Origin of the sequence: Nonomuraea jabiensis (assembly GCF_014204795.1) — a bacterium.
GTDB lineage: Bacteria > Actinomycetota > Actinomycetes > Streptosporangiales > Streptosporangiaceae > Nonomuraea > Nonomuraea jabiensis.
This window is the reverse complement of sequence record NZ_JACHMB010000001.1, coordinates 7,046,366-7,072,964: the sequence shown is the minus strand read 5'-3', so window position 1 is coordinate 7,072,964 and position 26,599 is coordinate 7,046,366. Positions and strand designations below refer to the sequence as shown.

Genomic DNA, 26,599 nt, shown 5'->3' with positions numbered 1-26,599 from the left:
CCTCCCGGTCTCGAGTGGGGTTGTGCGCTCCGACTCTAGTGGTCCGGACCGACATCCCGATGCCCGCGCCGCGCCCTCGCCCGGACCGGCGCGCCGGGACCCCCGTGACCATCAGCACCGATATCGTCATATTCACTGCAAGTAGTTGAGGAGACACTCGGTGCGCACGCAGACGGACGAAGGATACCGGCACGCGCTCGGCAACCGCCAGGTCCAGATGATCGCGATCGGCGGGGCGATCGGGGTCGGCCTGTTCCTCGGTTCGGGCGGCCGGCTGGCCGCCGCGGGGCCCGCCCTGGTGCTCTCGTACGCCGCCGCCGGGGTGGCCGCGTTCTTCGTCATGCGGGCGCTCGGCGAGCTCGTGCTCTACCGCCCGGTGGCGGGGTCGTTCGTCGAGTACGCGGGCGAGTTCATCGGCCCGTGGGCGGCGTTCGCCAGCGGCTGGATGTACTGGATCAACTGGGCGTTCACCGGCATCGCCGAGCTGACCGCCATCGCCGCCTACATCCATTACTGGGCTCCGGCCTTCCCGCAGTGGCTGACGGCGCTCATCGCCCTGGGGTTCGTGCTGTCGGTCAACCTGGTGTCGGTCCGGCTGTTCGGCGAGCTGGAGTTCTGGTTCGCCATGCTGAAGGTGCTGGCGATCACGATCTTCCTGGTGGTCGGCCTGGTCCTGGTGGTCTTCACGATCGGCCAGGCGACCCCGCACAACCTCGTCTCCCACGGCGGCTTCTTCCCCAAGGGCTTCCCGATGGTGCTGATGAGCCTGCAGTCGGTGGTGTTCGCGTACGCGTCGATCGAGCTGGTCGGCATCACCGCGGGCGAGACGGCCAGGCCGCACCAGGTCATGCCGAAGGCGATCAACGGCGTGGTGTGGCGCATCGCGATCTTCTACGTGGGCTCGGTGGCGCTGCTGGCGATGGTCCTGCCGTGGACGGCGTACCACGCGGACACCTCGCCGTTCGTGACGGTCTTCGCGGGCCTCGGCGTCCCGTGGGCCGCCGACGCCATGAACCTGGTGGTGATCACCGCCGCGCTGTCGTCCTGCAACTCCGGCCTGTACGCCACGGGCCGCATCCTGCGCTCGATGGCCATGAAGCAGGAGGCCCCCGGGTTCACGGGCACGCTCAGCTCCAGGTTCGTCCCGATGGGTGGCATCCTGTTCACGGCGGTCATGTTTCTGGCCGGGGTGGCGCTGTTCTACTTCCTGCCCGAGCGCGCCTTCAACATCGCCACCGCCGTCGCCTCCCTCGGCGTGATCACGACCTGGGGCGTGCTCGTCTGGTGCCAGATGCGGCTGCGCCGGTCTGGTCACCTGTCGGTGTTCCCGATGCCCGGCGCGCCGTACACGAACTGGTTCACGCTGGCGTTCCTGCTGCTCGTCGTCCTGCTGATGCCCTTCGCCGACCCCGACCAGCGGGTGGCGTTCTTCCTCATCCCGGCGCTGGCCGTGGCCATCGCCCTCGGCTGGCGGGTGGTCAGCCGCCGCCGGACCGTCGACGGCGGCCGCCCCTGACTGAGTACTCTCGATGTGCCGGCACAGAGCCGCCGCACCGGGGGAGGCCGCACTGGACGAGGAGACCCGCAAGACGCCGAGGTGGACGAGACGGGCGATGGTCCAGACCGCGGCGGCCGCCGCCGTCGGCGTCGCGCTCGCCGTGGCATGCGCCCCCCTGGGCGTCTTACCCAGGTTGGCCTGCGCCGTGCTCGACGCGGGCTGCCCGGCCGATCAGGAGCCGCACGGGAGGCTGCCGCAGGCGACCCGCCTGACGCCGGTGCAGGTGGCGCAGGGCGGCATGTACGTCGCGCTCGGCGACTCCTACTCCTCCGGCGAGGGCGTCTGGGACCTGGACCGCAAGCCGATCAACGACGGCGCCGACCGCTGCCACCGGGCGACGGGCTCGTACGTGCCGCTCGTCGCGCAGGCCTACCGCTTCGGGGGCGGCACCGCCTTCTACGCCTGCAGCGGCGCCACCACCACGCAGATCCTGTCGGGCCAGTACGGCCAGCGGCCCCAGATCACCCGGGTCGGCCGCGACGCCAGCCTGGTGACGCTGAGCATCGGCGGCAACGACGCCGGGTTCACGAAGGTCCTCACGGGCTGCATCGTCAAGCTGCCGTGGTCGTCGGCGTGCGTGGAGCAGGACGCCGCCGTCGCCCGCCGCATCGAGGAGCTGCGCCCCAGCCTGACGAAGGTGCTGCGCGAGCTGCGGACGCGGGCGCCGAACGCCCGCATCATCGTCCTCGGCTACCCCCGGCCCTTCCCCAAGGACCCCGTGGCGACCGTCGACAACCTGAGCGCCGAGGACCAGACCTGGCTGAACGGGATGACGCGCCGGCTCAACGACACGGTGGCCTCGGTGGTGTCCGACTTCGACCGCGCGATCGCGGCGTTCGGCGTGCCGGGGAGCGTGGAGTACGTGGACGCGTACGAGGCGTTCACGGGCCACGAGGTGGGACAGCCGCAGCCGTACCTGAACGGGCTGGCCCTGAACATGGACGAGCTCAAGGTCAACGCCCGCAGCTACCACCCGACGGGCGACGGCTACCGCCGCTTCGCCGAGCTCATCACCAAGCAGATCGCCGCCGGGCCGGGCCGCCCCATGAACAACTTCCGCCTCGACGCCCCCTGACGCCCGCTCACTCGGCCGAGCGCTCCTCGGCCAGGTGGAGGCCCGCCTCGATGACGGCGTTCATGATGGGCGCGAGCCGGGCCTCCCCCAGCGACGGGGCGCGCAGCGCCATGCGCGCCACGAGCGCCCGCTCCCTGGCCAGGTCGCGCCCCGCGAACCCGCCCACCGGCTTGATCCGCTGCACGATGCCCGCCAGCGCCGCCCGCCGTTCGAGCAGGGTGGCCAGCGCCGCGTCCACCCGGTCGATCGCCTCGCGGCACTCCGGCAGCGTGCCGGGCGCCTCGGGCCGCACCAGGGCGCCCACGACGGTCACGGCCTCCTCGGCCGCGCGCAACGCCGTGGCCGGGGGGAGCTCCTGACGGGCCTCGGCGAGGCTGCCGGGGCCCACGAACTCCAGCGTGCCGCTCCTGGAGGATTCGGCCGTCCGGGCTCCGGCATAGGTCCCGAGCTTGGCGGCCGGGGTCGCCTGCCCGGCCGAGCTCACGACGAGCCCGTCGGCGCCCGCGGCCACCGCCGCCGCGGACAGCGCCGCGTCCCGCGAGACGTCGGCGAGCACGGGACGCCCCGAGACCGCGCGGGCCGCCCGCATCATCCCCAGGTCCAGCCGGCCGCCCTCGCACAGGAGCACCCGCCCGTCCCCCTCCCGCGCGCAGTAGTCGGCCAGCTCCAGCCACTCCTCCAGCGAGGCGGCCGGCCGCCGCTCCACGACCACGGGCAGCCCGAGCCCGGCCGCCGAGCGCACCAGCGGGATGTCGCGCGTCCACGACGAACCCACCACGACCGCGTCCGCCCGCTCGGCGATGGCCGGCAGGTCGGCGGCCGAGTACGGCTCCACCAGCGTGGCGCGCTCGCCCAGCACCTCGTACGCGTCGGCCTCCCCGCGGTACGCCCGCAGATCGACCCGGCCGCCGATCACCACGGCGGGCCCTTCGCCCACGAGCGTTCCGCCCACCGCCACGGCGCGCCGTTCCAAGGTCGATGACATCCTCGACTCCCCAATTCGGGCCGGCCCCTGCGCAGCCGGCGGGAAAACCAAAAAGGCAGAGACGGGTTGTCTCTGCCTCGTGCCGGCTCCAGGTGGTCGCTAGCTGACGACCGGCTCTCCCGGAGCCGGCTCGATAAACGCGTAGCGACAAGTCATGTCTGAAAGACTACACCCATGGCTTCACCTGCTGGGCGGTGCCTCTCACATGACGGACTGTCCTTCAGGCGAGTCGCCGTTGATCCCTCGCTATGGGAGTATTTCTTGGCCTAGAGGAGGGTTTGAGGCCGTTGATGTCGGATCGCAAGCAGGAGGGACGCCGCATCGCCGGCCGCTACCAGCTGCAGGAACCCATCGGCAGGGGCGGGATGGGCATCGTCTGGCGCGCCTACGACGAGCTCCTGGACCGCACGGTCGCGGTCAAGGAGGTCCGGTACGCGGCCGCCCTGGGCGAGGAAGTGCAGCTGCTGAACCGGCGCACGATGCGCGAGGCGAGGGCGGCGGCGAGGTTCGAGCACCCCAACGTGATCGTCGTGCACGACGTGATCGAGGAGGATGACCGGCCCTGGATCGTCATGCAGCTCGTCCAGTCGCGCTCGCTGGGCGCCGTGATCAAGCAGGACGGGCCGCTGGCGCCCAAGCGGGTGGCCGAGATCGGCCTGGCCGTGCTGGACGCGCTGCACCGCGCCCACGAGGCCGGCGTGCTGCACCGCGACGTCAAACCCGAGAACGTGCTGCTGGCCGACGACGGCCGGGTCGTGCTCACCGACTTCGGCATCGCCACGCTGGAGACCGAGACGCAGCTCACCGTGACCGGCCTGGCCGGGACGCCGGCGTTCATCGCGCCCGAGCGGCTCAAAGGGCTGCCCGCGCGGCGCGAGTCGGACCTGTGGTCGTTAGGAGCTACGCTGTACACGGCCGTGGAGGGCCGCTCCCCGCACGAGCGGGGGATGGCCCTGGCGACCATGCACGCCGTGCTGACCGACGAGCCCGATCCGGCGCCGCACGCGGGCCCGCTCACCGACGTGATCATGGGCCTGCTCAACAAGGAGCCGGTCCAGCGGCTCACGTACGAAGAGGCGCAGCGGATGCTGCGGCAGGTCATCGCCCAGGCGAGCCCGCCGCCGACCGCGCAGTTCCCCGCGGCCCAGACGATCCGCGTGCCGCGGCCCACCACGCCGCCACCGCCCAAGACCCCCGCCCCGGCCCGGCCGCCGGCGGAGAACGAGGCCGACGCGCAGGGCAAGGCCGCCGTCCAGAACAGGTTCCGCGCCCTGGGCAAGCTGCGCCAGGCGCCGCCCGTCGAGGACGACACCCCGACCGACCCCAACCTGGTCCCCTCCCCCGCCCCGGCCCCGTCGCCCGCCGTCCCCGAGACCGGGTCGCGGATCACGCCCGCGCCGACCGTGGACCCGGCCCCCGCCACCGCCGAGTCCACGATGGACGCGACCAGGACGGACCAGCGCCGGGCCGGGCCCGTCATCGCCGCCGCGGTGGCCGTCGTGCTCGTGGCCGCGATCGGCGGCTACCTCGGCCTGCGCTCGGCTCCCGAGGATCTCGATCCGAAGAAGGGCGCCTCCCAGGCCACGGTCCCCACGGGCACTCCCTCTCACGCGTCGGCGAGCACGTCCCCGTCGGCCTCCGCCGAGCCGAGCGCCTCCCAGCCGCCCTCGCCGACGGCCACGCCCACGGCCACTCCGACCCCTGAGAAGGAGGAGGAGAAGAACCCGCTGCCGGCCGGCTGGAAGATGTACAAGGACAAGAAGCTCGGCTTCTCCATCGGCCTGCCCAAGGGCTGGGAGGTGTGGGACCGCGGCGGCATGCAGGTCAAGTTCAAGGGCCCCGGCGCGGCCTCCAACGCCTATCTCATGATCGAGGAGGCGAAGAACCCCGGCAAGGACCCGTACAAGGACTGGAAGAAGCAGGAGCCGGTCCTCAAGAACAACTTCGGCGGCTACAAGAAGCTCGACATCAAGCGGGTCGACGGCTTCCACAAGGCCGCCGCGGACTGGGACTTCACCTGGAACACCAACACCGGCAAGACCCGCGTGCGCAACCGGGGCTTCATCACCGAGAACGGGCGGGCGTACGCGATCTACTGGCACACCCTGAAGAGCCACTGGAAGGCCGACTACGACTTCTTCGAAGGGTTCTGCGCCACGTTCGAACCGGCCAAGTAGGCTTCACGGCGTGGAAAGGCGGGTCAGCAACCGGTATCGCCTCATCGAGCCGCTCGGCGAGGGCGGCATGGGCGTGGTCTGGCGGGCCTACGACGAGCTGCTCGACCGTACGGTGGCGATCAAGGAGGTCCGCTACACGGGCGTCGGCGACGCCAAGCGGGCCGAGCTCAACGGCAGGACCATCAGGGAGGCCAGAGCGGCCGGCCGCCTCGACCACCCGTCGGTGATCGTCATCCACGACGTCGTCGAGGAGGACGGCCGCCCGTGGATCGTGATGCAGCTCGTGCGCTCGCGGTCGCTGGCCGAGGTGGTGCGCGAGCGCGGGCCGCTCACGGTGGGGCAGGTCGCGGTGATCGGCGGGCGGGTGCTCGACGCGCTGCGCGCCGCGCACGCCACCGGAGTGCTCCACCGTGACGTGAAGCCCGAGAACGTGCTGCTGGCCGACGACGGCCGGGTGGTGCTGACCGACTTCGGCATCGCCTCGCTGGAGGCCGAGGCGGGGCTGACGGCGACCGGCGGGCTGGTGGGCACGCCCGCGTACATGCCTCCCGAGCGCCTCAACGGCGAGCCCGCGCGCCCCGAGTCGGATCTGTGGTCGCTGGGTGCGACGCTGTACGCGGCCGTCGAGGGCGAGCCGCCGTTCAAGCGCGACTCGTGGGCCGCGACGGTCGCGGCGGTGCTGCGCGACCAGCCCGAGCCACCGGCGCGGGCCGGCGCGCTGGGGCCGGTCATCATGGGGCTGCTGCGCAGGAGCCCGGCCGAGCGCCTGCCCGCCGCGGAGGCCGCGAGGCTGCTGTACGAGGCCGCCACGGGCCCCTCCCTCCACCAGACGCCCCCCGGGGCCTGGCGGCCGACGGGCGGCGCCGCGGACACGGCCGAGGGGTCGCCTCCCACCCTCTCGACGCGGCCCAGGCGCGGCAGGGCGCTGTGGATCGGCCTGCCCGCCGCCGTGGCGGTGCTGGGCGCGGGCGGCTTCCTGGTCTCCAACCACTGGACGAACACCGCCACCACCACGAGCCCCGTACCGACGGGTCCCGCCCCCACGCCCACCCCCACCGCCACCCCCACCGGCGAGCCGACCACGTCGAGCACGCCCACGCCCGAGCCCACGCGTACGCCCACCACGGCGGCGCAGCCGGTGCCCGCGGGATGGCGGGCCTACAGGAGCGCGCAGGGCCGCTTCGGGATCGCCGTCCCCGAGGGGTGGCGGGCCGTGAAGCACGCCACCAGGGACCAGATCACCTTCAAGGGCCCCGACACCCCCGGGGCGATGATCGTGGAGTGGACCGTGCCCGAGTTCGCCTGGACGGACCCCGCCAAGCACTGGGCCGGCCTGGAGAAGGAGATCCTGGCGAAGGGCGAGTTCGAGGGATACGACCGGATCGGCATCGTCTCCACCACCTACCTCGGCCGCAAGGCCGCCGACTGGGAGTTCACCAGGATCCGCGAGGGGCGGCGGATCCACGTGATCAACCGCGGCTTCCGCACCGCCGCCGGCCGCCCGTTCGCCCTCTACTGGGAGACCACCGACGCCCGCTGGGCCTCCGACAGGCGCTACTTCGAGACGTTCGTGAAGACCTTCAGACCCTCATGAAGGAGCAGGCGCACTTCTGGCGGCATCCGGCGGTGCCGGGCACCGACCTGCTCAAGGCCCGCTACGTCACCCACCGCTTCACCCGGCACGTGCACGACGGCTACGCCATCGGCCTGATCGTCGGGGGCGTGGAGGAGTTCGACTACCGCGGCACCCTGCACCGGGCGGGCGCGGGCGAAGTGGTGCTGGTCAACCCCGAGTCGGTGCACACCGGCCAGGCGGGCACGCCGGACGGCTGGTCGTACCGCATGCTCTACCCGTCGATCGAGGCGCTGGCGGGGATCGCCGCCGAGCTGGGCGTGCGGTACGCGACGCCGCACTTCCCCAGGCAGGTGGTGCGCGACGAGGAGGTGGCGCTGCTGCTCGGCCGGGCGCACCAGGCGGCCGAGCGCGGCGACGCGCTGGCGGCCTCCACGCTGAGCCGCACGCTGTTCGCGCGGCTGGTGACCCGCCACGCCACGCCCAGGCCGGCGGCGGTCCTGCCGGCCGAGGGCCGGCGGGCCGTGCGGGAGGCGCTCGACCTGCTGCACGGCAGCCTCGTCGACCCGCCGACGCTGGACGACCTGGCCGACGCGGTGGGCGCACGGCCGTTCGCGCTGCTGCGGGCGTTCAAGGCCGAGACGGGCCTGCCGCCGCACGCCTACCTCACCTCGCTGCGGGTGCGCCGGGCGCGCCACCTCCTGCGGTCCGGGGTACGCCCGGCGCAGGTGGCCGCCGAGGTGGGCTTCACGGACCAGGCCCACCTCAACCGGCACTTCAAGCGCATCGTGGGCGTGCCGCCCGCGGCGTATCAGCGTGCTGCAGGAACGTACAAGACCGGCGGTTCCGCCATCTCCTAGCCTCTTGTCGCATGGAACAGACATCTCACCGTTCCGCCGCTATACGGGACGGCCTCGGCGTGGGCGTGGCCGTGGGGCTGTCGGGGCTCGCCTTCGGCGCCGCCGCGATCACCGCGGGCCTGAGCGTGCCGCAGGCGTGCGTGCTGAGCCTGCTGGCCTTCACCGGCGCCTCGCAGTTCGCGCTGACCGGCGCGGTGGGCGCGGGCGGCGACCTGGTGACCGCCACCCTGGGCGCGCTGCTGCTGGGCGGCCGCAACACGCTCTACGGCCTGCGCCTGGCCGACCTGCTCCGGGTACGCGGGCCGCACCGGCTGCTGGCCGCGCAGGGGGTGATCGACGAGACCACGGCCGTCACGCTGGCCCAGCCGACCAGGGAGGCGGCCCGCACGGCCTTCCTCACCACGTTCGCCAGCCTCTACCTCACCTGGAACCTGACCACCCTGGCGGGCGCCTACGGCGCCTCGTTCCTGGGCGACCCCGGCGTGCTGGGGCTGGACGTGGTGGGCCCGGCCGCGTTCCTGGCCATCCTGTGGCCCCGCCTGACGGCCAGCGGCGAGCTGCGCCTGCTGGCCGGCGCCGCGGCGGTGATCGCCCTGTGCGCCACCCCGTTCCTGCCGCCCGGCGTGCCCGTGCTGCTGTCGGCGGCGGCGGTGCTGGTGGTGATGGTGCGATGACGCTGTGGTGGGCCATCGCCGCCGTCTGCGCGGGCTGCTACGCGCTCAAGCTGGCCGGGCTGGCGGCGCCGCGCCGGCTGCTGGAGCATCCGGCGATCCGCAGGTTCGCCGAACTGGTGCCGGTGGCGCTGCTGGCGGCCCTGATCGCGGTGCAGGTGTTCACGGAGGAGGGCGGGCTGCGCTTCGACCCGGCACGTACGGCCGGGCTGGGCGCCGCGGTCGTCGCGCTGCTGTTGCGGGCGCCGTTCCTGGTCGTCCTGGCGGCGGCGGCCCTCGTCACCGCGCTTGTCCGGTTCTTTCTGGGGTAGTCGCCGTGCATGTCCGATGCAACAGAGATGGTCGGTGGGCGTTACCGGTTGCTCAGGACGATCGGCCGGGGCGGAATGGGAACGGTGTGGCAGGCTCATGACGAGGTGCTGGGCCGGGACGTGGCGGTCAAGGAGGTCCTGCCGCCGCCCGACCTGACGGATCCCGAGCGCGAGGTCTTCGCCGTACGTACGTTCAGAGAGGCCCGAGCCGCCGGCCGGGTGGCGCATCCCGGCGTGGCCACCGTGTACGACGTCCTGGAGGAGAACGGTCACCCGTGGATCGTCATGCAGCTCGTCCGCTCCCGCACCTTGGGCGAGCTGATCCGCGAGGACGGCCCCATGTCCCCGACGGCGGCCGCGGACATCGGGCTGCAACTCCTCGAGGCGCTGCGCGCGGCGCACGCGGCGGGCGTGCTGCACCGGGACGTCAAACCTGACAACGTGCTGCTGACCGAGGACGGCCGGGCGGTGCTCACCGACTTCGGCATCGCCACGACGGAGGACGAGGCTCCCGTGACGAGCACGGGCGTCCTGCTCGGCACCCCCGCGTTCATGGCGCCGGAACGCGCGGCGGGCAGCCAGGCCCAGCCCTCCTCCGACCTGTGGTCGGTGGGCGTGACGCTCTACATGGCGGTCGAGGGCCACTCGCCCTTCCAGCGGGACAACCCCCTGGCCACGCTCGGCGCGGTCCTGCACGCCGAGCCGGAGCCGCTGGCCCGCGCGGGCGTGCTCGGCCCCGTCCTGCTCGGGCTGCTGCGCAAGAACCCGGCCGAGCGCATGTCGCTGGAGGAGGCCGAGCAGCGGCTGGCGGCGATCCTGACCGGCGCCGCCCCCGAGCGGACGGGCCCCCTCACCGGCGGCGTCCCCGTACGGACAGGCCCGCTCATGGAGCCGGGCGCGACAGGCCCGGCCGGGGCCGGGTCGGGCGGGAGCGGGCCGGGCGGGAGCGGGCCGGCCGGGAGCGGGCCGGGCGGGAGCGGGCCGGGCGGGAGCGGGCCGGGCGCGGCCACGCCGGGAGCGGCTTCCCCGCGGCGGCGCGGGCTGCCGCTGGCCGTGATCGCGGCAGGCGCGCTGGTCGTCGCGGCGGTCACGGGCGGGGCGGCCTGGTGGTCGTCCGGCCGGGCGCGGGAGCTGCCCCAGGAGCCGGGCCCCGCCCCGGCCGTCGTGACCGCCGGGCCCTCCACCCGCGATCCCTCCACCGGCACTCCGCAGCTCACCTCGACGCCCTCCCCGTCGGACAGCTCCCCGCCGGACAGTTCCACGCCGTACAGCTCCCCGCCGGCCGTGGACGGCCGGCACAGGACGCCGACCGGCGACCGGAAGGACCCCACCCGGGAGCCCACGCCGACCGGTGAGCGCAAGAACCCCAAGCGGGAGCCCACGCCGAGCGCCAGCGGCAAGAAGGACCGGGACGACAGCACCCCTTCCCGGACCCCGGACTCGGTCGAGCCGTCGGAGCCGGGCAGCGAGGACGCCGACCAGCAGTAAGGGCGGTCAGGACTCGGCGCGGACGATGTCCAGCGCCTTCTGCAGGTCCTGCGGGTAGTCCGTGCTGAACGACATCCAGTCGCCCGTGGTCGGGTGCTCGAACCCGAGCGCCACGGCGTGCAGCCACTGGCGCGTGACCCCCAGCCGGGCCGCCAGCGTCGGATCGGCCCCGTAGAGCAGGTCCCCGACGCAGGGGTGCCGCAGCGCCGCCATGTGCACCCTGATCTGGTGCGTGCGCCCGGTCTCCAGCTTGATATCCAGCAGCGAGGCCGCGCGGAACGCCTCGACGGTGTCGTAGTGGGTGACCGACGGCTTGCCACCGGCCACCACCGCGAAGCGCCCGTCCCCGGACGGGTGGCGGTCGATGGGCGCGTCCACCGTGCCCCGGAACGGGTCGGGATGCCCCTGCACCAGCGCGTGGTAGCGCTTGTCGACCGTGCGCTCCTTGAAGGCCCGCTTGAGCCGCGAGTACGCGACCTCGCTCTTGGCCACCACCATCGCCCCCGTGGTGTTGGCGTCGAGGCGGTGGACGATGCCCTGGCGCTCGGCGGCCCCGCTGGTGGCGATCGTGTGACCGGCCCCGAGCAGCCCGCCGATCACGGTCGGCCCGGTCCAGCCGACGGTCGGGTGGGCGGCCACGCCGATCGGCTTGTTGATCACGATGACGTCGTCGTCCTCGTACACGACCGTCATGCCCGGCACCGGCTCGGCGACCGGCATCGGCGTGGTGACCGGCGGCGGCATCGTCACGTCGAGCCACGCGCCCGCGTGCACCCGGTCGGACTTGGCCGGCTGCCGGCCGTCCACCAGCACCTCGCCCGCGCCGATCAGCTCGGCGGCGCGGGTGCGCGAGAAGCCGAACAGCCGCGAGAGCGCGGCGTCGAGCCGCTCGCCCTCCAGGCCGTCGGGGACGGGCAGGCTGCGCTGCTCACTCACCCTTCTCGACCTCCTTCAGCTGCTCCTTGGAGCCGTCGATCTGCACGTTGCGCCAGGCCAGGAGCACCGCCAGGATGCCGCCGCAGACGATGGCCGAGTCGGCGATGTTGAACACGGGGAAGTAGTCGATGACGGGGAAATGCCCGGGAAGCACCTCGATGAAGTCGACGACGTGCCCCTGGAGCTGGGTGGAGCGCCCGAACCCCGAGGGATAGCGCAGCAGCCGGTCGGTGAGGTTGCCGAGCGCGCCGCCGAGCAGCAGCCCCAGCGTGACCGCCCAGGCCCGGCTGCCGAGCTTGCGGGCGGTGCGCACGATGGCGACGACCACGCCCGCGGCGATGAAGGTGAAGATGAAGGTCATTCCGGTGCCGATGCTGAAGGCGGCACCGGAATTGAAGATCACCCGGAACTGCAGCACGTCCTGGATGACGACGAGCGGCGCCTGGCCCTCGAGTGTGCGCAACACCACCGTCTTGGTGATGAGATCGGCCGCGTAGATCACGGCCGCCAGCACGACGAGGACGGCGAACAGCCGCCCGCGGGGGCGGCCTACCGGCGCTCCTCCTTCTGCTTGCAGGCCACGCACAGCGTCGCCCTCGGGAACGCCTGAAGGCGTTCCTTGCCGATCGGCTTGTGGCACGATTCGCACACTCCATAGGTCCCGGCGTCGATCCTGGCGATCGCACGTTCGTTCTGCGCGACCAGATCGCGCGCATTCAGGGTAAGGGCGATCTCGCGTTCGCGCTCGTACGTCTTCGCGCCGGCGTCCGCCTGGTCGTCGCCCGCTCCCTGAGTGACGTCTCCAGAGGCTATCTCCGTCTCGTGGCGGTGGATGTCCGCGTTGAGCTGGTCGATCTCGCTCTGGAGCATGCCGCGTACCTCGGCCAGCTCCTCCTGCGACCACATCGAAGGTGTAGCGGTCTGCGTGACTGCCGCCATGGCTGCCTCCATTGCTGATCAAGGCCATAAATGGTGCGGGCAGCTTAGGATCCACATAACGGAACGGCAAACGACCCGCCGGACGGTTTACCTCCCCCGTACTATCCCGCCTCGCGCATCTAACTCCTCCACAGGGGCGTCCATTCCCGCAACTTTGTCGGTTGCCTACCGAGGCGCCGCCGCGCGAAACCAGGAAGCCTTCGGCCCCACTCTGCGTTATGGTTTGAGACTGCAAGGCGTTGATGGGGCCCGACTGTGAGGGATATCACCCCGGAGCCGCCGGAAGAACGGCTCGCCAGAGCTCATTAGACCCGGCTGCAGACCAAACGAAGAGGGCCCCGCGTGCGGGGTCAAGAAGGGTGGTACCGCGGAGCCGCGTGGCTTCGTCCCTTCACGCTCGCCCTACCGGCCGACGAAGCGTGGAGGTCACGCCCGAAATGTCTTCCCCATCTTTCCGCTCTCTTCCCGCGCAGGTCGACCTGCCCGCGCTCGAGCGCGAGGTCCTCGACCGCTGGCGGGACGGGAAGATCTTCGAGCGCTCCGTGGAGCAGAACTCCGGAAACCCGTCCTGGGTCTTCTACGAGGGCCCGCCCACCGCCAACGGCCTGCCCGGCGTGCACCACGTCGAGGCGCGGGTGTTCAAGGACCTGTTCCCGCGCTACAAGTCCATGCGCGGATTCAGCGTCCCGCGCAAGGCCGGCTGGGACTGCCACGGCCTGCCCGTCGAGGTCGGCGTGGAGCGCGAGCTGGGCCTGACCGGCAAGAAGGACATCGAGGAATACGGCATCGCCGAGTTCAACGCCAAGTGCCGCGAGTCGGTGCTGCGCCACGTCGACGCCTTCGAGCAGCTGACCGAGCGCATGGGCTACTGGATCGACCTGTCCCAGGCGTACCGGACCATGGACCCGTCCTACATCGAGTCGGTCTGGTGGTCGCTGAAGGTCATCTGGGACAAGGGGCTGCTGTTCCGCGACTTCCGCATCACGCCGTACTGCCCGCGCTGCGGCACCGGGCTGTCCGACCACGAGCTGGGCCAGCCCGGCGGCTACGAGACCGTCTCCAGCCCGTCCGTCTACGTCCGCATGCCGGTGACCTCCGGGCCGCTGGCCGAGCTGGGCGCCGCGCTGCTGGTGTGGACGACCACGCCGTGGACCCTCGTGTCCAACACGGCCGTCGCCGTGCACCCCGACGTGACGTACGTCGCGGCCCGCACCGCGGACGGCGAGGTCCTGGTGGTGGCCGAGCCGCTGCTGGCGGTCCTCGGCGAGGGCGCGACCGAGGTGGCCCGCTACACCGGGCGCGAGCTGGAGCACACCTCCTACTCCCGGCCGTTCGATCTGGTCGACATCCCGGGCGCCCACTACGTCGTGCTCGGCGAGTACGTCACGGTCGAGGACGGCACCGGCCTGGTCCACCAGGCCCCGGCCTTCGGCGCCGACGACATGGCCGTGATCAGGCAGTACGACATGCCCGTCGTCAACCCGATCGGCCCCGACGGCCGCTTCCTCGACGACGTGCCCATGGTCGGCGGCCGGTTCTTCAAGGACGCCGACGAGGAGCTGACCGAGGACCTGCGCGCCCGCGGGCTGCTCTACCGCGGCGGCCACTTCGAGCACAGCTACCCCCACTGCTGGCGCTGCCACACCCCGCTGCTCTACTACGCGCTCCCGTCCTGGTACATCCGCACCACCGCGGTCAAGGACAAGATGCTGGCCGAGAACGCCGGCACCAACTGGTTCCCCGAGACGATCAAGTGGGGCCGGTTCGGCGAGTGGCTGCGCAACAACGTCGACTGGTCGCTGTCGCGCTCGCGCTACTGGGGCACGCCGCTGCCGCTGTGGGTGTGCTCGGCGGACGAGTCCCACGTGACCTGCGTCGGCTCGCTGGAGGAGCTGGGCGGGCTGGCGGGGCAGGACATCTCGGCGCTCGACCCGCACCGCCCGTACGTGGACGACGTGACCTTCGACTGCCCGTCGTGCGGCGCCCTCGCGCGCCGCGTGCCGGACGTCATCGACGCCTGGTACGACTCCGGCTCCATGCCGTTCGCCCAGTGGGGCGAGCGCGGCAAGCCGGAGGGCGTCTACCCGGCGCAGTTCATCTGCGAGGCCACCGACCAGACGCGCGGCTGGTTCTACTCGCTGATGGCCGTCGGCACGCTGGTCTTCGGCCAGTCCTCCTACGAGAACGTGCTCTGCCTCGGCCTCATCCTGGCCGAGGACGGCCGCAAGATGAGCAAGCACCTGGGCAACATCCTCGAGCCGATCCCGCTGATGGACCAGCACGGGGCCGACGCGCTGCGCTGGTTCATGGCCTGCTCGGGCTCGCCCTGGGCGTCCCGCCGGGTGGGGCACAACACCCTCGAGGAGATCGTCCGCAAGGTCCTGCTGACGCTCTGGAACACCTCGTCGTTCTTCACCCTCTACGCCAACGCCGAGTCCTGGTCGCCGTCCATGCTCGCGCAGGCCACGCCCGCGGCCGAGCGCCCGCTGCTCGACCGCTGGGTGCTGGCCGAGCTGCACAGGACGGTGGCCGAGGTCACGGCGTCGCTGGACGAGTACGACACCCAGCGCGCCGGGCGCCGCCTGGCGGACTTCCTCGACGACCTGTCCAACTGGTACGTGCGCCGCTCGCGCCGCCGGTTCTGGCAGGGCTCGCCGGAGGCGTTCGCGACGCTCTACGAGTGCCTGGAGACGGTGACGCGGCTGATGGCCCCCGTCACGCCGTTCATCACCGACTACCTCTGGGACGTCCTGCGCTCCTCCGACGCGCCCTCCTCGGTGCACCTGGCCGCCTGGCCGGAGGTGCGCGAGGACCTGCTGGACCCGGCGCTGTCCGACCAGATGGCCCTCGTACGCCGCCTGGTGGAGCTGGGCCGCTCGGCCCGCGCCTCGTCGGGCGTCAAGACCCGCCAGCCGCTCCGCCGCGCCCTGGTGGGGGCGCACGGCTGGCCGTCGCTGCCCGAGGAGCTCCGCGGGCTGGTGGCGGACGAGCTGAACGTCCACACCCTCGAAGACATGTCCGGATTTAGCGCCGATCTCGTGACTTACTCGGTCAAGCCCAACTTCCGGGCCCTGGGCAAGCGCTTCGGCTCCCAGACCAAGCTGGTCGCGGCCGCGGTGGCCGCCGCCGACGCCACCCGCGTGGCCCGGGCCCTCCGCTCGGGCTCCACGGTCATGCTGGAGGCGGACGAGCTGGGCGAGATCATGCTCGGCCCGGACGACGTGATCGTCAACGAGCAGCCCCGCTCGGGCTGGGCGGTGGAGACGGGCGCCATCGGCACCGGCACGGGCGAGACGGTGGCCCTGGACCTGGAGCTCACCGACGAGCTGCGCCGCGCCGGTCTCCTGCGCGAGGTCATCCGCCTGGTCCAGGACGCCCGCAAGTCGACCGGCCTGTCGATCACGGACCGCATCGACCTGTGGTGGACCACGTCCTCTCCCGACCTCGCCACGGCCCTGCGCACCGAGGGGCACGTGGTGGCGGAGGAGGTCCTGGCGACGACGGTCACGGAGGGCACGGCGCCGGATCTGCCGTCCCACACGGACGAGGACCTGTCCCTGACCTTCCACCTCCGCCGCGCCTGACCGCGGGACGCGGTGGGGCCACCTCCCGGCCCCGGCCCCACCGCACCCCCCGCAGCGGCCCGGCACCCGCCCACGGATCTCGCCTCCCGGGCCCACCCCCACCGCCCCTGAAGCGGCCTGGCACCCGCGCACGGATCTCGCCTCTCGGGGCTGTCCCGACGCGTGCCGGTGGCCGGTAAGAGCCCGCCCTGAGTTGCGTCACCTCGCCAGTGCACATCAAGCGCCTTGGATCGGCTGAGGGAGCGCAATGGCCGAGGGACGGAGACGCGCAGGCATCGTGGGGCCCCGACCATGCGCCCAGAGGTGCTCGTCAGGCCGACTCAGGGCAACCGAGCCCCGACCACACGGCCAAGGGTGCTCGGTAGGCCAGCTCAGGGCCGATCGTGGCGGACGCTCGCGGTGGCTCTCAGCTCACCGATTCGCGGTCGTGCTGGCACACCGAGCAGCTCGTCAGCCCGGCCGCCTCCGCCGCCGCGAGCGTCATCGTCTCCACGCCCGACTCCCCCGCGCCCCTGATCAACGGGCACGCGGTGCTGTGGTAGCGGCGGGTGCCGATGATGACCTTCACCGTGCCGGAACGCTCGCCCTTGCCCTCAGCGCCACCGCCCGAGGAGCCGGTGCGCTTGTCATCGGCGTCGGCCGAGCCGGAAGTCTCAGGCTTGGCGGTCTTGGCCGAGGCGCCGGACTTGGGCGCGGAACCGCTCGCCTCGCCCTTGGGGGCATCCGGCTTGGTGGAAGCGGCGCCACCCTTGGAGCCCGTCCCGGCGGATCCCGACGACGAACCCGTCGCCGTGCCGGGCGTGCCGGACTTCGCCCCCGAGCCCGCGGGCCCACCGGTGGCGGAGGTCCCGGGCTTCGGGCCCGCGCCGCCGGCCGCGCCCGCCTTGGCGGGGCCACTCGCAGCAGAGGGCCGCTCAGAAGCCGACGGCCGGTCAGAGGCAGACGGCCGATCGGAGGGAGACGGGCGGTCGGAAGCTGACGGGCGGTTGGAGGCCGACGGGCTCCCGGAGGTTGACGGGCGGTCGGACGTTGACGGCCGGTCGGAGGTGGACTTTTCCGTCGGCGAAGGCTTGGTGGCCGAGCTCGGGCCGGAAGGGCGTCCGGTGCTCGTGCCGGGGCCTGGAGGCAGCGGGCCCTTGGGCTTGGCCTCCGACTCGGCGGAGGACGCGGGCCGCTCCGGCGCCGTCGCGCTCTCCCCCGCCGTAGCAGGCGTCCTGGCGGCCCCAGAAGGACGCTGTGACGGCCCGGAAGCCCCGCCCGAGGGTCCAGAACGGACCGGCGCCCCGGAAGAGGTCACGCGCGGCTGCGGTGCCGTGGCGGGCCCGGCGGAATCGTCCTCGTCGGCCACCTTCGAAGCCGGCCCACCGGTGGGCTGCCCCGGCCGGGCACCCGTCGATCCGGGCTTCGCACCCGACGACGGACCACCGGACGATCCAGGCTTCGCACCCGACGAAGGACCACCGGTCGATCCGGGCTTCGATGACGGGCCGCCGGTCTGTCCCGGCTTGTCGCCAGGCCGGGTGGGCTTGGTGCCGGGCTGCTCGGGCGAGCCGGTGGACTGCCCGGACTTGGTGCCGGGCTGTTCCGGTGAGCCGGTGCGCTGCGAAGGCTTGGCCGCGGGTGATCCGGACTTGCCGGGGGCTGCCGGGGCGGGACCCTCCGGAGTGGCGGAGGGCGAGCCGGGCCTGCGCGCGGAAGGCGGCGGCCGGAAATAGGAAGTCTCTGCGTCCGCCTGATCGTCGTCCGGCTCGGAGGAGGCGGACGGGCGGCCGAACCACGCGGTGGCGCCTTCCTCGCGGGAGGCGGGCTCCGGGTCGGGGGTGGAAGCCTTCGCGGCAGGCTTCGGCGGGGCGACCGGCGGACGTACGTCGCGGGTCTGCGCGGAGTCTTCGGCCCGGCTCGCCGCCGTGACGGCGGCGCCGGGGGGGACGACGGGCTCGGGGTCGGCGGCAGGCGGCAGCTGCCGTCCGCCGAGCGCGGCGTCAGGCAGGCACGCCGTGCAGGGCGTGAAGCCCTCCTCGCGTGCCTCCTCGTACGTGAGCTCCTCGCTGTCCCGGCCGCTCAACTGCCGGCAGCCGGACACGTGGTAGCGCTTGCGTCCGGGGATCACCAACACGATCGCATCCGGCGAGATGCCGCTCGCCGCGGGGCGGCGGGGTGCGGCGGCGGGAACGGTCGCCGTCCGCTGCGGCGCCTGCGGATGCGGATGGGGTCGCGGTGGGGGCTGGTGACCCATGGGGCCGGTCTGGCTGTACGGCGAGCCTGGGCCCGGCGGCATGAGCCCTTTCGGTGGGGTGGCCGGCGCAGCGGCCTGCCCACCACCGGGAAAAAGCTCGTTTCGCCGCAGGAATGCCCCGATCACGAGGAACAGCGCGGACAGCACGCTGACCACGATGGACCACATGATCAGGAACGGCTTAGCCAGTACGAAGCCCGCGATCAGCAGCACGACCGCCGCGAGCACCAAACCAGCACTGATAAGGATCACAGGGGGCTCTTTCGAGTGACAGGTCCTAGTGACCCGTTACTTTACCGGCGGTCGTTGTGAGGACCGTCACCGCCGGGGAAGACACCCTGCGGCGCGTCGCCGCCGAACGGGCTGGGACCGCCGGGAAGCGGCTGCTGGCCCTGCGAGACGGCGTGCGACATGGCGGGAGCCTGACCCGTCGGACCACCGGACATCACCGGGAACCCACCGCTGCCCTCGGCGGACACGTTGAGCTCGGCGAGCTGGTTCTCCAGGTAGAGCTTGAGCCTGCTGCGGTATTCGCGCTCGAAGCTGCGCAGCTCCTCGACCTTGCGCTCGAGCTCGTCGCGGGTCTGCACCAGCGAGCCCATCGCCTGGCGGTGGCGCTCCTGCGCGTCGCGCTCGAGCGTCTCGGCGCGGGCGCGGGCGTCGCCGATGACCTGCTCGGCCTGGCGGCGTGCCTTGGTGAGGATCTCGTCGGCCTCGCGGCGGGCGCGGGTGACGGTCTCGTCCGCCTCGCGGCGGGCGTCGGAGATCGCCTGGTCGGCGGTCTGCTGGGCGAGCGCGAGCACGCGGGCCGCGGTGTCCATGTTGTCCTCGGCGGGAGGCATGCTCATGGCGACGGGGACCGGCTGCTGCACGGGCGGCGGCTCGGGGGCGCGCATGGGCTCCGGCTGGGGCGGCGGAGCCATCATCTCGGGCTTGGGCTGCTCCTGGACCGGGGCGGAGGCCATGGGCATGTTCATGCCGCCAGGCACCTTCCCCCGCAGGCACTCGGCCAGCTTGGCGCGGAGCTCTTCGTTCTCTTGGATCAGACGGTCGAGCTCAGCCTCCACCTCGTCGAGAAAGGCGTCGACCTCTTCCTCGTCGTAGCCCGGTCGCAACCGGGTGGTACTGAACTGCTTGTTCCGCACATCAGCGGGCGTCAGCGGCATTTTTTGGTCTCCTTGGCGCGCTTTGGAGTCTGTCCGGAGGGACGGTAACCCGAATCACTTCAGCGCGGACACGAGTTGGATCACGACCTGCGCCACACCGCCCCCGTCATCGCAGCAGCCCCGCGAGCTGGATCAGCAGCAGGACGGCGATGAACAGGACAGTGAAGCTTAGGTCAAAGGCCACCGTACCCAACCGGAGCGGGGGAATGAAACGGCGGAGGAACTTGAGAGGTGGGTCGGTTGCGGTGTAAGTGGCTTCGGCCAGCACCAGAACGATGCCGGAGGGGCGCCACTGACGGGCGAAAGCCTGCACCGTCTCGAAGATCATTCTGCCGATGAGCAGCACCAGGTAGAGAGACAGGACTACGACCAAGATCTGACTTACGATCCCCACGGCCCGGCCGCGCCTCCACTTCTGGTGTGCCCTCCCGGTCTCGGCGAGACCCGGTTGGGTGCGATAGACATACAGAGACTCTAACTCTGGTTGAAGAACCCGCGTTCCGCGATTCGGGCCTTGTCCTCGGCGGTCACCTCGACATTGGCAGGGGACAACAGGAACACCTTGTTGGTAACACGTTCAATGCTGCCATGTAGGCCAAAGACCAGACCTGCCGCGAAATCGACAAGACGCTTGGCGTCGCTGTCAACCATCTCCGTCAGATTCATGATGACCGGGGTGCCGTCTCGGAAGTGCTCTCCGATCGTACGCGCCTCGTTGTACGTCCGGGGGTGGAGCGTCGTGATGCGGGCCAGATCGGTCGTGCGGCGCTCCAGGATCGTCGTGGCGGGCCTCGGCGCGGGCACCCCTGCCTCAGGCTCCTCGTCGCGGTCCTGGACCGCTACGGGCCGCTCGTCGCCGGTCCGCTGCACCTCGTCCTCGTAGGCGTAGTCGTCCGGGTAGGTTTCGTACCTCTCGTAGCGGTCGTCCTCCACGAGACCGAGGTAGACCGCCATCTTGCGCATCGCGCCGGCCATCGCTACGTCGTCCTCCTGCTCACGGTCGCACTCGCTCGAGACCGTCGCCGGATCCCGAGGCGGTAGCCGTACCCCCTTGGAGCTCACCGCTGATCGACCTCTACTTGGTCATGGGCCTGAAGACCCACTTGAGGGGACATTACCTGACGAAGGGCTTGCGACGACCGAGCAACGCCGTACCGACCCGCACGTGTGTCGCGCCGTACGCGATGGCTTCGGTGAGGTCCTCGCTCATACCGGCCGAAATCATCGTGGCGCGCGGGTGCTGCTCCTCCAGGCGCGTGGCCACGTCACGCAACCTGGCGAACGCCTTGGCGGGCTCCTCCCCCAGCGGCGCCACGGCCATGACGCCGCCCAGCCACAGCCCCTCGGCCAGCGCCACCTCGTCGGCCAGTTCCAGCACGTCGGCGGCGCGGGCGCCGCCCCTGCCAGGGTCGTCGTCGAGCGCGACCTGGATGAGGCAGCCGACCCGGCGGCCCTGGCGCACCGCCTCCTTGCTGATCGCCTCCACCAGGCGGAGCCGGTCGACGGAGTGGATCACGTCGGCGTACGCGACGACGGAGCGGACCTTGTTCGTCTGGAGCTGGCCGACGAAGTGCCAGGTCAGCGGCAGGTCCGCCAGCTCCTGCGCCTTGGGCGCGGCCTCCTGGTCCCGGTTCTCGCCGACGTCGCGCACGCCCAGCTCGGCCAGGATCCGCACGTCCTCGGCAGGGCGGGTCTTGGTGACGGCGATCAGCGTGACCTCGCCCCGGTCACGGCCCACCGCGCGGCAGGCCGCCGCGATGCGCGTGTCGACCTCGGCGAGCCCGGCCGCGATCTCGTCCCTTCTCACGTGGCTCTCCCTTCCACTACGCGCCCGTGCGGTACGCCTTCACGCACGACGGCGCCGCTCCCGGATCCCTGCCGGGGAGCGGCGTCAGGCTACCGGGCTATTTGAGGAAGTCGGGGACGTCGAGCTCCTCTTCCTGTTCCTCGAAGATCACCCGAGGACGTTTGGCGGGCTCCGACATGCGGGAGGTGATGGGCGTGGGCGGGTTGGCGGGCTCGGGCGTGGGCCGGGGGATGGAGACGGGGCCGGACGGCTCGTCGGCCGGCGGCTCGTCGTCGACGGGCCCGGGGGCCTGCGCCGACTCCACCGGGCGCACCGGCTCCGGGCGCGGCGGCTCCGGGCGGGGATCCGCCCTGAACTCGGCGCGCGGCTCCGGACGGGGCTCGGGCCGGAACTCCGTGCGCGGCTCGGGCCGGAACTCGGCCCGCGGCTCCGGACGGGGCTCAGGACGGAACTCGGCGCGCGGCTCGGGCCGGAAGTCCGCACGCGGCTCCGGACGCACCTCAGCGCGCGGCTCAGGGCGCAGCGGCGACTGCTCCGACTTCACGCTGGGGGACGCGACGCTCGGCCGCACAGGGGACGACACGGGCGGCGCCGCCGGCGGGGCGGCGGGACGGCTCGCCGGGCGCGGCAGCGGCTTCTCCGCCGGGGGCGGCACGTCGTCGAACCCGGCCGCGATCACCGTCACGCGGACCTCGTCGCCGAGCGCGTCGTCGATGACCGTACCGAAGATGATGTTGGCGTCCGGCGCGGCCGCCATGGACACGAGCTGCGCGGCCTCGTTGATCTCGAACAGACCGAGGTCGGAGCCGCCCGCGATCGACAGCAGCACGCCGTGGGCGCCGTCGATGCTGGCCTCCAGCAGCGGGCTGGAGACCGCCATCTCGGCCGCCGCCACCGAACGGTCGTCGCCGCGGGCGTGGCCGATGCCCATGAGGGCGGAGCCGGCGCCCGACATGACCGACTTGACGTCGGCGAAGTCGAGGTTGATCAGACCAGGGGTCGTGATCAGGTCGGTGATGCCCTGGACACCGGACAGCAGCACCTGGTCGGCCGCCTTGAACGCGTCGAGCACGCTCACCTGGCGGTCGGAGATCGACAGCAGGCGGTCGTTGGGGATCACGATCAGCGTGTCGACCTCGTCGCGCAGCGTCTCGATGCCGGCCTCGGCCTGCATGGCCCTGCGCCGTCCTTCGAAGCTGAACGGCCTGGTCACGACGCCGATGGTGAGGGCGCCGAGCGACCGGGCGATGTTGGCCACGACGGGCGCGCCGCCCGTGCCGGTGCCGCCCCCCTCGCCGGCCGTGACGAAGACCATGTCGGCCCCCTTGAGGACCTCCTCGATCTCCTCGCGGTGGTCCTCGGCCGCCTTGCGCCCCACGTCGGGGTTGGCGCCGGCGCCCAGTCCGCGCGTGAGCTCACGGCCCACGTCGAGTTTGACATCGGCGTCACTCATCAGCAGCGCCTGGGCGTCGGTGTTTATCGCGATGAACTCGACGCCCTTGAGTCCCTCCTCGATCATCCGGTTGACGGCGTTGACTCCGCCGCCGCCGATGCCGACGACCTTGATGACCGCGAGGTAGTTCTGCGGTGCTGCCACGACGAGGGGCCTTTCCGCTCGTTGACTTGCCATTTCGGTGCGGATTGTCTCCGCTTTTTGTCACTTCGGGTAACTCTCAACCTCAGGTTGAGATTTAGATTTATGTCAACCTGAGGATTGATACGGACAGTAGGAGTCCCCTACCTGGCGGGTCAACTAACCGCGCCGCAAGCACGTCCGGCGTGTCGCGGGCTGTCCGTTTCGCTCCGAAGTCGCGCCTGGTCGGGGGCTCCTCTGCCCGACGTTCGACTTAAGGCTCTCACGCCGCGACCCCCACCTCGCACAAGCTGGGCGATGCCGTTGCCGCGCACTTGCCCAGTCTTGATCACTTGAGCGTCACCACGTCCGGGGAGCTGACGTCGTACACCGTGGCTTTTTCTCGTTTGAGCAGCGAAGTGAGAATGCGGGCCTTCTCCTTGGGACGGTCGGCGCCGCCCCAGATGACGGTGCGCCCGTCGGACAGCAGCAGGGTCACGCCCTCGGCCGTGCCCGCGCGCACCTCCCTGACCTTGGGCGCCAGTACGTCCGGGACCGCCTGGATGACCTGCAGCGCCGCCATCATGGCCGGGTCGCCGACGGCGGGGTTGTCGACCTTGAGCACCGGCAGCATGGGCGGCGCCGCGGACTTGACCTCGATCACCACGCCCTGCTTGTCGACGATCGCGACCTTGCCGCCCGCGGGGATCGCGGCGACGGGCTCGCGCTCGACCACTTCGATCTTGAGCGTGCCCGGCCAGATCCGGTCCACCTTCGCCTTGGCGAGCTGTCTGATGCCCAGGACGCGGGTCTCGACGTCGGCGAGGTTGACGGTGGCGAGGGGATGGAGGTCCGGCACGCCGGCCTGCTGTTTGATACGCTCGCTCGGCACTGTGAGATTTCCCACGATCTCGATCGAGCGCACGCCCAGCACGGGTGAGAAGAACACCAGCCAGGCGGCCGTGCCCACCACTCCCGCCGTCAGCAGCCCCAGGAACGCGGTCCTCGCCTTCATCGCCCTCCCCATGCCTGCGCCGGGGTCCGGCCCCGAGCGTCGGCACAGAACCTACGCCGACGCGCGCCCCGGCACCCGCGCGCCACGCCCAAACGCACCCCAACGGGACGCGGCGCGCCCGCCCCCACGGGACGGACGCCCCTTACGCCGGGGGATCCGGGGTCTCAGGAGAGGCGGGCCACGATCTGGGGGCCGAGCTCCGTGACGTCGCCCGCGCCCATGGTGAGCACGATGTCGCCGGGCCGCGCCCGCTCGGCCACCATGGCGGGCACCAGGGCCCGGTCGGGCGCGTACGCGACCCGCTCGGGCGGCAGCGGCACCTTCCCCGCCACCATCGCGCCCGAGACGCCCGGCTCGGGGTCCTCGCGGGCCCCGTAGACGTCGAGCACGATGGCCTCGTCGGCCAGCCCGAGCGCCGCGCCGAACTCGTCGGCGAAGTACCGGGTGCGCGAGTAGAGGTGCGGCTGGAAGATCGCGATGACCCGGCCGTCGCCGGAGTAGGAGGCGACCACGTCGCGGGCGGCCTTCAGGTCGGCGGTGAGCTCGGTCGGGTGGTGGGCGTAGCTGTCGAAGACGGCGATGCCGCCGGCCTCGCCCTTGGCCTCGAAGCGCCGCTTGGCCCCCGTGAAGGCCCCCAGCCCCTCTCTGATCTCCTCGAAGGGCAGCCCCAGCTCGTCGGCCACGGCGATCACCGCGGTGGCGTTGAGGGCGTTGTGCGCCCCGGGGACGGCCAGCCGGACCTCGCCCCTGCCCTCGATGCCGAAGACCGTGCCGAACCCGTCGGGCCTGACCCCGCTCACGCGGTAGTCCTCGCCCTCGACCCCGTACGTCTTGACCCGCAGCCCGCGCTCGCGCGCCCGGCTCGCCAGCTCGGCCGCCCCCGGGTCGTCGGCGCACGTGATGAGCAGCGAGCCCACCCGCTCGGCGAACCGGGCGAAGCTGGCGTGCACGGCCCCCGGGTCGCCGTAGTTGTCGAGGTGGTCGGCCTCGACGTTGGTCACCACGGCGATGTCGGGCGCGAGCATGAGGAAGGAGCCGTCGCTCTCGTCGGCCTCGGCCACGAACACCTGGCCCTGCCCCTCGTCGGCGCCGAGCCCCGTGGTGACGAGCTGCCCGCCCACGCAGTAGGACGGCTCGGCGCCGCACTTCTGCAGGGCCACGGTCAGCATCGAGCTGGTGGTGGTCTTGCCGTGGGTGCCCGCGATGGCCACGCCGGTGCGCCCGCCCATGACGGAGGCCAGCGCGGCGGCCCGCGGGATGATCCGCAGCCCCTGCTTGAGCGCCTCGCCCAGCTCGGGGTTGGAGTCGCGGATGGCGGTCGAGACGACCACGGTGTCGACGTCCTTGATGTGCGAGGCGGCGTGGCCGATGTGGACCGTGGCGCCCAGCTCGCGCAGCTCGGTGATCAGCTCGGAGCTGCGCGCGTCGCTGCCCGACACCCGCACGCCGCGCTTGAGGAGGATGCGGGCGATGCCCGACATGCCGGCGCCGCCGATGCCGATGAAGTGCACCCGCCCCAGTTCCGCTACGGCAATGGGGTCGACCAGCTTGACGAGACTCATCGGGCTATCTCCAACACTTTCCGGGCAAGCATGATATCGGCGTCCTTCCGGCCAAGTCTGGAGGCGGCCTCCGACATGGCGGCGACCCGCTCGGGGTCGCGGAGGATGGGCAGCACGTTGTGGATGATCCATTCGGGTGACAGCTGGGCGTCGTCGACCATGAGGCCGCCGCCGCCCCGGGCGATGCGCCCGGCGTTGATGGCCTGCTCGCCGTTGCCGTGCGGCAGCGGCACGTACGCGGCCGGCAGCCCCACCGCGGTCAGCTCCGCGCACGACAGCGCGCCGGAGCGGCACAGCGCGAAGTCGGCGGCCGCGTAGGCGACGTCCATGCGGTCGACGTAGGGCAGCAGCACGTACTGGGGGTCGCCCGGCGGCGGCTCGTGGTCGACGGTGTTGTTCGGGCCGAGCACGTGGAGCACCTGCACGCCCGCGCCGCGCAGCACGGGCGCGGCGGCGAGCGCGGCCTGGTTGAGCGACCTGGCGCCCTGCGAGCCGCCGAAGACCAGCAGCGTCGGCCGGTCGTTCTCCAGCCCGAACCAGGAGCGCGCCTTGTCGCCCGCCGACAGCCGGTCGAGCGTGACGATCTCGCGGCGCAGCGGGGTGCCGATGTACTCGGCCTTGGGCATCGCGGCCTCGGGGAAGCCGGTGAAGACGTGGTCGGTGAGCCGGGCGCCCAGCCGGTTGGCCAGGCCGGGGCGGGGATTGGCCTCGTGCACGACGATCGGCACGCCGCGCCGCTTGGCCGCGAGGTAGGCGGGGGTCGCGACGTAGCCGCCGAAGCCCACCAGGACGTCGGCCTTGACCCGGTCGAGTATGCCGGCCGCGGCGTTGATCGCCCCGGCCAGCCGGCCCGGCACGGTGAGCAGGCTCGGAGTGATCGCCCTTGGCAGCGGCACGGCCGGCACCAGCTCCAGCTCGTAGCCCCTGGCGGGCACGAGCCTCGTCTCCAGTCCGCGCTCGGTGCCCAGGCAGGTGATGCCTACGCTCCGGTCAAGATGGCGCAGCGCGTCCGCAAGGGCGAGCGCGGGCTCGATGTGCCCGGCCGTCCCCCCACCGGCGAGGACCACCCTCATCTCGGTCACT

Annotated in this window: 22 protein-coding genes; 9 read left to right on the top strand and 13 right to left on the bottom strand. The window is 72.2% G+C overall.

Features of this window, described 5'->3' with window-relative positions:
* The first annotated feature begins 160 nt into the window (after positions 1-160).
* Both HD596_RS32355 and HD596_RS32350 read left to right on the top strand, forming a co-directional pair.
* Complete coding sequence (locus HD596_RS32355) at positions 161-1,516, top strand: amino acid permease (RefSeq protein WP_313045327.1); 1,356 nt, start codon at positions 161-163, stop codon at positions 1,514-1,516.
* 13 nt (positions 1,517-1,529) lie between these two features.
* Complete coding sequence (locus HD596_RS32350; RefSeq protein WP_185073029.1) at positions 1,530-2,633, top strand: SGNH/GDSL hydrolase family protein; 1,104 nt, start codon at positions 1,530-1,532, stop codon at positions 2,631-2,633.
* A gap of 7 nt (positions 2,634-2,640) precedes the next feature.
* Here HD596_RS32350 and HD596_RS65020 read toward each other — a convergent pair whose 3' ends face one another.
* Positions 2,641-3,618, bottom strand: coding sequence for a chorismate mutase (locus tag HD596_RS65020; RefSeq protein WP_185073028.1), 978 nt, complete (start codon positions 3,616-3,618; stop codon positions 2,641-2,643).
* A gap of 290 nt (positions 3,619-3,908) precedes the next feature.
* On the opposite strand from HD596_RS65020, the gene HD596_RS32340 reads away from it, so the two are divergent.
* From HD596_RS32340 to HD596_RS60575, 6 genes are read left to right on the top strand one after another with little or no spacing between them, the layout of a single operon-like run.
* Complete coding sequence (locus HD596_RS32340) at positions 3,909-5,795, top strand: serine/threonine-protein kinase (protein WP_185073027.1); 1,887 nt, start codon at positions 3,909-3,911, stop codon at positions 5,793-5,795.
* A gap of 10 nt (positions 5,796-5,805) precedes the next feature.
* Positions 5,806-7,389, top strand: coding sequence for a serine/threonine-protein kinase (locus HD596_RS32335; protein ID WP_185073026.1), 1,584 nt, complete (start codon positions 5,806-5,808; stop codon positions 7,387-7,389).
* Positions 7,386-8,228 (top strand): AraC family transcriptional regulator, encoded by an 843-nt coding sequence (locus HD596_RS32330; protein ID WP_185073025.1) that lies wholly within the window; start codon positions 7,386-7,388, stop codon positions 8,226-8,228. The genes HD596_RS32335 and HD596_RS32330 overlap by 4 nt, the downstream gene beginning before the upstream one ends.
* Before the next feature lie 11 nt (positions 8,229-8,239).
* The gene (locus HD596_RS32325) at positions 8,240-8,902 is read left to right on the top strand and encodes an AzlC family ABC transporter permease (protein ID WP_185073024.1); all 663 of its coding nucleotides are present in this window, start codon (positions 8,240-8,242) and stop codon (positions 8,900-8,902) included.
* Positions 8,899-9,210 (top strand): branched-chain amino acid transport AzlD family protein, encoded by a 312-nt coding sequence (locus tag HD596_RS32320; protein ID WP_185073023.1) that lies wholly within the window; start codon positions 8,899-8,901, stop codon positions 9,208-9,210. The genes HD596_RS32325 and HD596_RS32320 overlap by 4 nt, the downstream gene beginning before the upstream one ends.
* A gap of 9 nt (positions 9,211-9,219) precedes the next feature.
* Positions 9,220-10,698 (top strand): serine/threonine-protein kinase, encoded by a 1,479-nt coding sequence (locus HD596_RS60575; RefSeq protein WP_221519618.1) that lies wholly within the window; start codon positions 9,220-9,222, stop codon positions 10,696-10,698.
* Positions 10,699-10,704: 6 nt separating this feature from the next.
* On the opposite strand, the gene HD596_RS32310 is transcribed toward HD596_RS60575, so the two are convergent.
* Genes HD596_RS32310 through HD596_RS32300 form a run of 3 tightly spaced genes read right to left on the bottom strand, consistent with a single transcriptional unit; the run spans position 10,705 to position 12,573 of the window.
* The gene (locus HD596_RS32310; RefSeq protein ID WP_185073022.1) at positions 10,705-11,634 is read right to left on the bottom strand and encodes an RluA family pseudouridine synthase; all 930 of its coding nucleotides are present in this window, start codon (positions 11,632-11,634) and stop codon (positions 10,705-10,707) included.
* Positions 11,627-12,220: a signal peptidase II gene (gene lspA / locus HD596_RS32305; protein ID WP_313045322.1), complete on the bottom strand. Its 594-nt coding sequence runs from the start codon at positions 12,218-12,220 to the stop codon at positions 11,627-11,629. The genes HD596_RS32310 and lspA overlap by 8 nt, the downstream gene beginning before the upstream one ends.
* Complete coding sequence (locus tag HD596_RS32300; RefSeq protein WP_185073021.1) at positions 12,184-12,573, bottom strand: TraR/DksA family transcriptional regulator; 390 nt, start codon at positions 12,571-12,573, stop codon at positions 12,184-12,186. Before HD596_RS32300 ends, lspA begins: the two co-directional genes overlap by 37 nt.
* 437 nt (positions 12,574-13,010) lie before the next feature.
* Here HD596_RS32300 and ileS point away from each other — a divergent pair, with 437 nt between their 5' ends.
* On the top strand, positions 13,011-16,157 hold the full coding sequence (gene ileS / locus HD596_RS32295; protein ID WP_185073020.1) for an isoleucine--tRNA ligase: 3,147 nt from the start codon (positions 13,011-13,013) through the stop codon (positions 16,155-16,157).
* A gap of 406 nt (positions 16,158-16,563) precedes the next feature.
* Here ileS and HD596_RS32290 read toward each other — a convergent pair whose 3' ends face one another.
* From HD596_RS32290 to murG, 9 genes are all read right to left on the bottom strand, one after another.
* The gene (locus tag HD596_RS32290; RefSeq protein WP_185073019.1) at positions 16,564-18,645 is read right to left on the bottom strand and encodes a hypothetical protein; all 2,082 of its coding nucleotides are present in this window, start codon (positions 18,643-18,645) and stop codon (positions 16,564-16,566) included.
* Positions 18,646-18,686: 41 nt separating this feature from the next.
* Positions 18,687-19,559: a DivIVA domain-containing protein gene (locus tag HD596_RS32285; protein ID WP_185073018.1), complete on the bottom strand. Its 873-nt coding sequence runs from the start codon at positions 19,557-19,559 to the stop codon at positions 18,687-18,689.
* 106 nt (positions 19,560-19,665) lie between these two features.
* On the bottom strand, positions 19,666-19,953 hold the full coding sequence (locus HD596_RS32280; protein WP_185073017.1) for a YggT family protein: 288 nt from the start codon (positions 19,951-19,953) through the stop codon (positions 19,666-19,668).
* 80 nt (positions 19,954-20,033) lie between these two features.
* A complete protein-coding gene (locus HD596_RS32275; RefSeq protein ID WP_185078841.1) occupies positions 20,034-20,534 on the bottom strand; it encodes a cell division protein SepF in 501 nt (166 codons plus the stop codon).
* Positions 20,535-20,673: 139 nt separating this feature from the next.
* Positions 20,674-21,366 carry a YggS family pyridoxal phosphate-dependent enzyme gene (locus HD596_RS32270; RefSeq protein ID WP_185073016.1) on the bottom strand — a complete coding sequence of 231 codons (693 nt, stop codon included), beginning with the start codon at positions 21,364-21,366 and terminating at the stop codon, positions 20,674-20,676.
* A gap of 97 nt (positions 21,367-21,463) precedes the next feature.
* Positions 21,464-22,963 carry a cell division protein FtsZ gene (gene ftsZ, locus HD596_RS32265; protein WP_185073015.1) on the bottom strand — a complete coding sequence of 500 codons (1,500 nt, stop codon included), beginning with the start codon at positions 22,961-22,963 and terminating at the stop codon, positions 21,464-21,466.
* A 325-nt stretch (positions 22,964-23,288) separates the two neighbouring features.
* On the bottom strand, positions 23,289-23,954 hold the full coding sequence (locus HD596_RS32260) for a cell division protein FtsQ/DivIB (protein ID WP_185073014.1): 666 nt from the start codon (positions 23,952-23,954) through the stop codon (positions 23,289-23,291).
* A 164-nt stretch (positions 23,955-24,118) separates the two neighbouring features.
* Positions 24,119-25,516 carry a UDP-N-acetylmuramate--L-alanine ligase gene (gene murC, locus HD596_RS32255; RefSeq protein WP_185073013.1) on the bottom strand — a complete coding sequence of 466 codons (1,398 nt, stop codon included), beginning with the start codon at positions 25,514-25,516 and terminating at the stop codon, positions 24,119-24,121.
* The gene (gene murG / locus HD596_RS32250) at positions 25,513-26,589 is read right to left on the bottom strand and encodes an undecaprenyldiphospho-muramoylpentapeptide beta-N-acetylglucosaminyltransferase (RefSeq protein ID WP_185073012.1); all 1,077 of its coding nucleotides are present in this window, start codon (positions 26,587-26,589) and stop codon (positions 25,513-25,515) included. Before murG ends, murC begins: the two co-directional genes overlap by 4 nt.
* Between the last annotated feature and the right edge of the window lie 10 nt (positions 26,590-26,599).

What these genes read in the sequence shown, in the direction of transcription:
- HD596_RS32350 (WP_185073029.1), top strand. Translation starts at nt 1,530, where the DNA reads ATGTGCCGGCACAGAGCCGCCGCACCGGGGGAGGCCGCACTGGACGAG.
- HD596_RS65020 (WP_185073028.1), bottom strand. Translation starts at nt 3,618, where the DNA reads ATGTCATCGACCTTGGAACGGCGCGCCGTGGCGGTGGGCGGAACGCTC.
- HD596_RS32340 (WP_185073027.1), top strand. Translation starts at nt 3,909, where the DNA reads ATGTCGGATCGCAAGCAGGAGGGACGCCGCATCGCCGGCCGCTACCAG.
- HD596_RS32330 (WP_185073025.1), top strand. Translation starts at nt 7,386, where the DNA reads ATGAAGGAGCAGGCGCACTTCTGGCGGCATCCGGCGGTGCCGGGCACC.
- HD596_RS32325 (WP_185073024.1), top strand. Translation starts at nt 8,240, where the DNA reads ATGGAACAGACATCTCACCGTTCCGCCGCTATACGGGACGGCCTCGGC.
- HD596_RS32320 (WP_185073023.1), top strand. Translation starts at nt 8,899, where the DNA reads ATGACGCTGTGGTGGGCCATCGCCGCCGTCTGCGCGGGCTGCTACGCG.
- HD596_RS60575 (WP_221519618.1), top strand. Translation starts at nt 9,220, where the DNA reads ATGTCCGATGCAACAGAGATGGTCGGTGGGCGTTACCGGTTGCTCAGG.
- HD596_RS32300 (WP_185073021.1), bottom strand. Translation starts at nt 12,573, where the DNA reads ATGGCGGCAGTCACGCAGACCGCTACACCTTCGATGTGGTCGCAGGAG.
- ileS (WP_185073020.1), top strand. Translation starts at nt 13,011, where the DNA reads ATGTCTTCCCCATCTTTCCGCTCTCTTCCCGCGCAGGTCGACCTGCCC.
- HD596_RS32285 (WP_185073018.1), bottom strand. Translation starts at nt 19,559, where the DNA reads ATGCCGCTGACGCCCGCTGATGTGCGGAACAAGCAGTTCAGTACCACC.
- HD596_RS32275 (WP_185078841.1), bottom strand. Translation starts at nt 20,534, where the DNA reads ATGGCCGGCGCGATGCGCAAGATGGCGGTCTACCTCGGTCTCGTGGAG.
- HD596_RS32260 (WP_185073014.1), bottom strand. Translation starts at nt 23,954, where the DNA reads ATGAAGGCGAGGACCGCGTTCCTGGGGCTGCTGACGGCGGGAGTGGTG.
- murC (WP_185073013.1), bottom strand. Translation starts at nt 25,516, where the DNA reads ATGAGTCTCGTCAAGCTGGTCGACCCCATTGCCGTAGCGGAACTGGGG.
- murG (WP_185073012.1), bottom strand. Translation starts at nt 26,589, where the DNA reads ATGAGGGTGGTCCTCGCCGGTGGGGGGACGGCCGGGCACATCGAGCCC.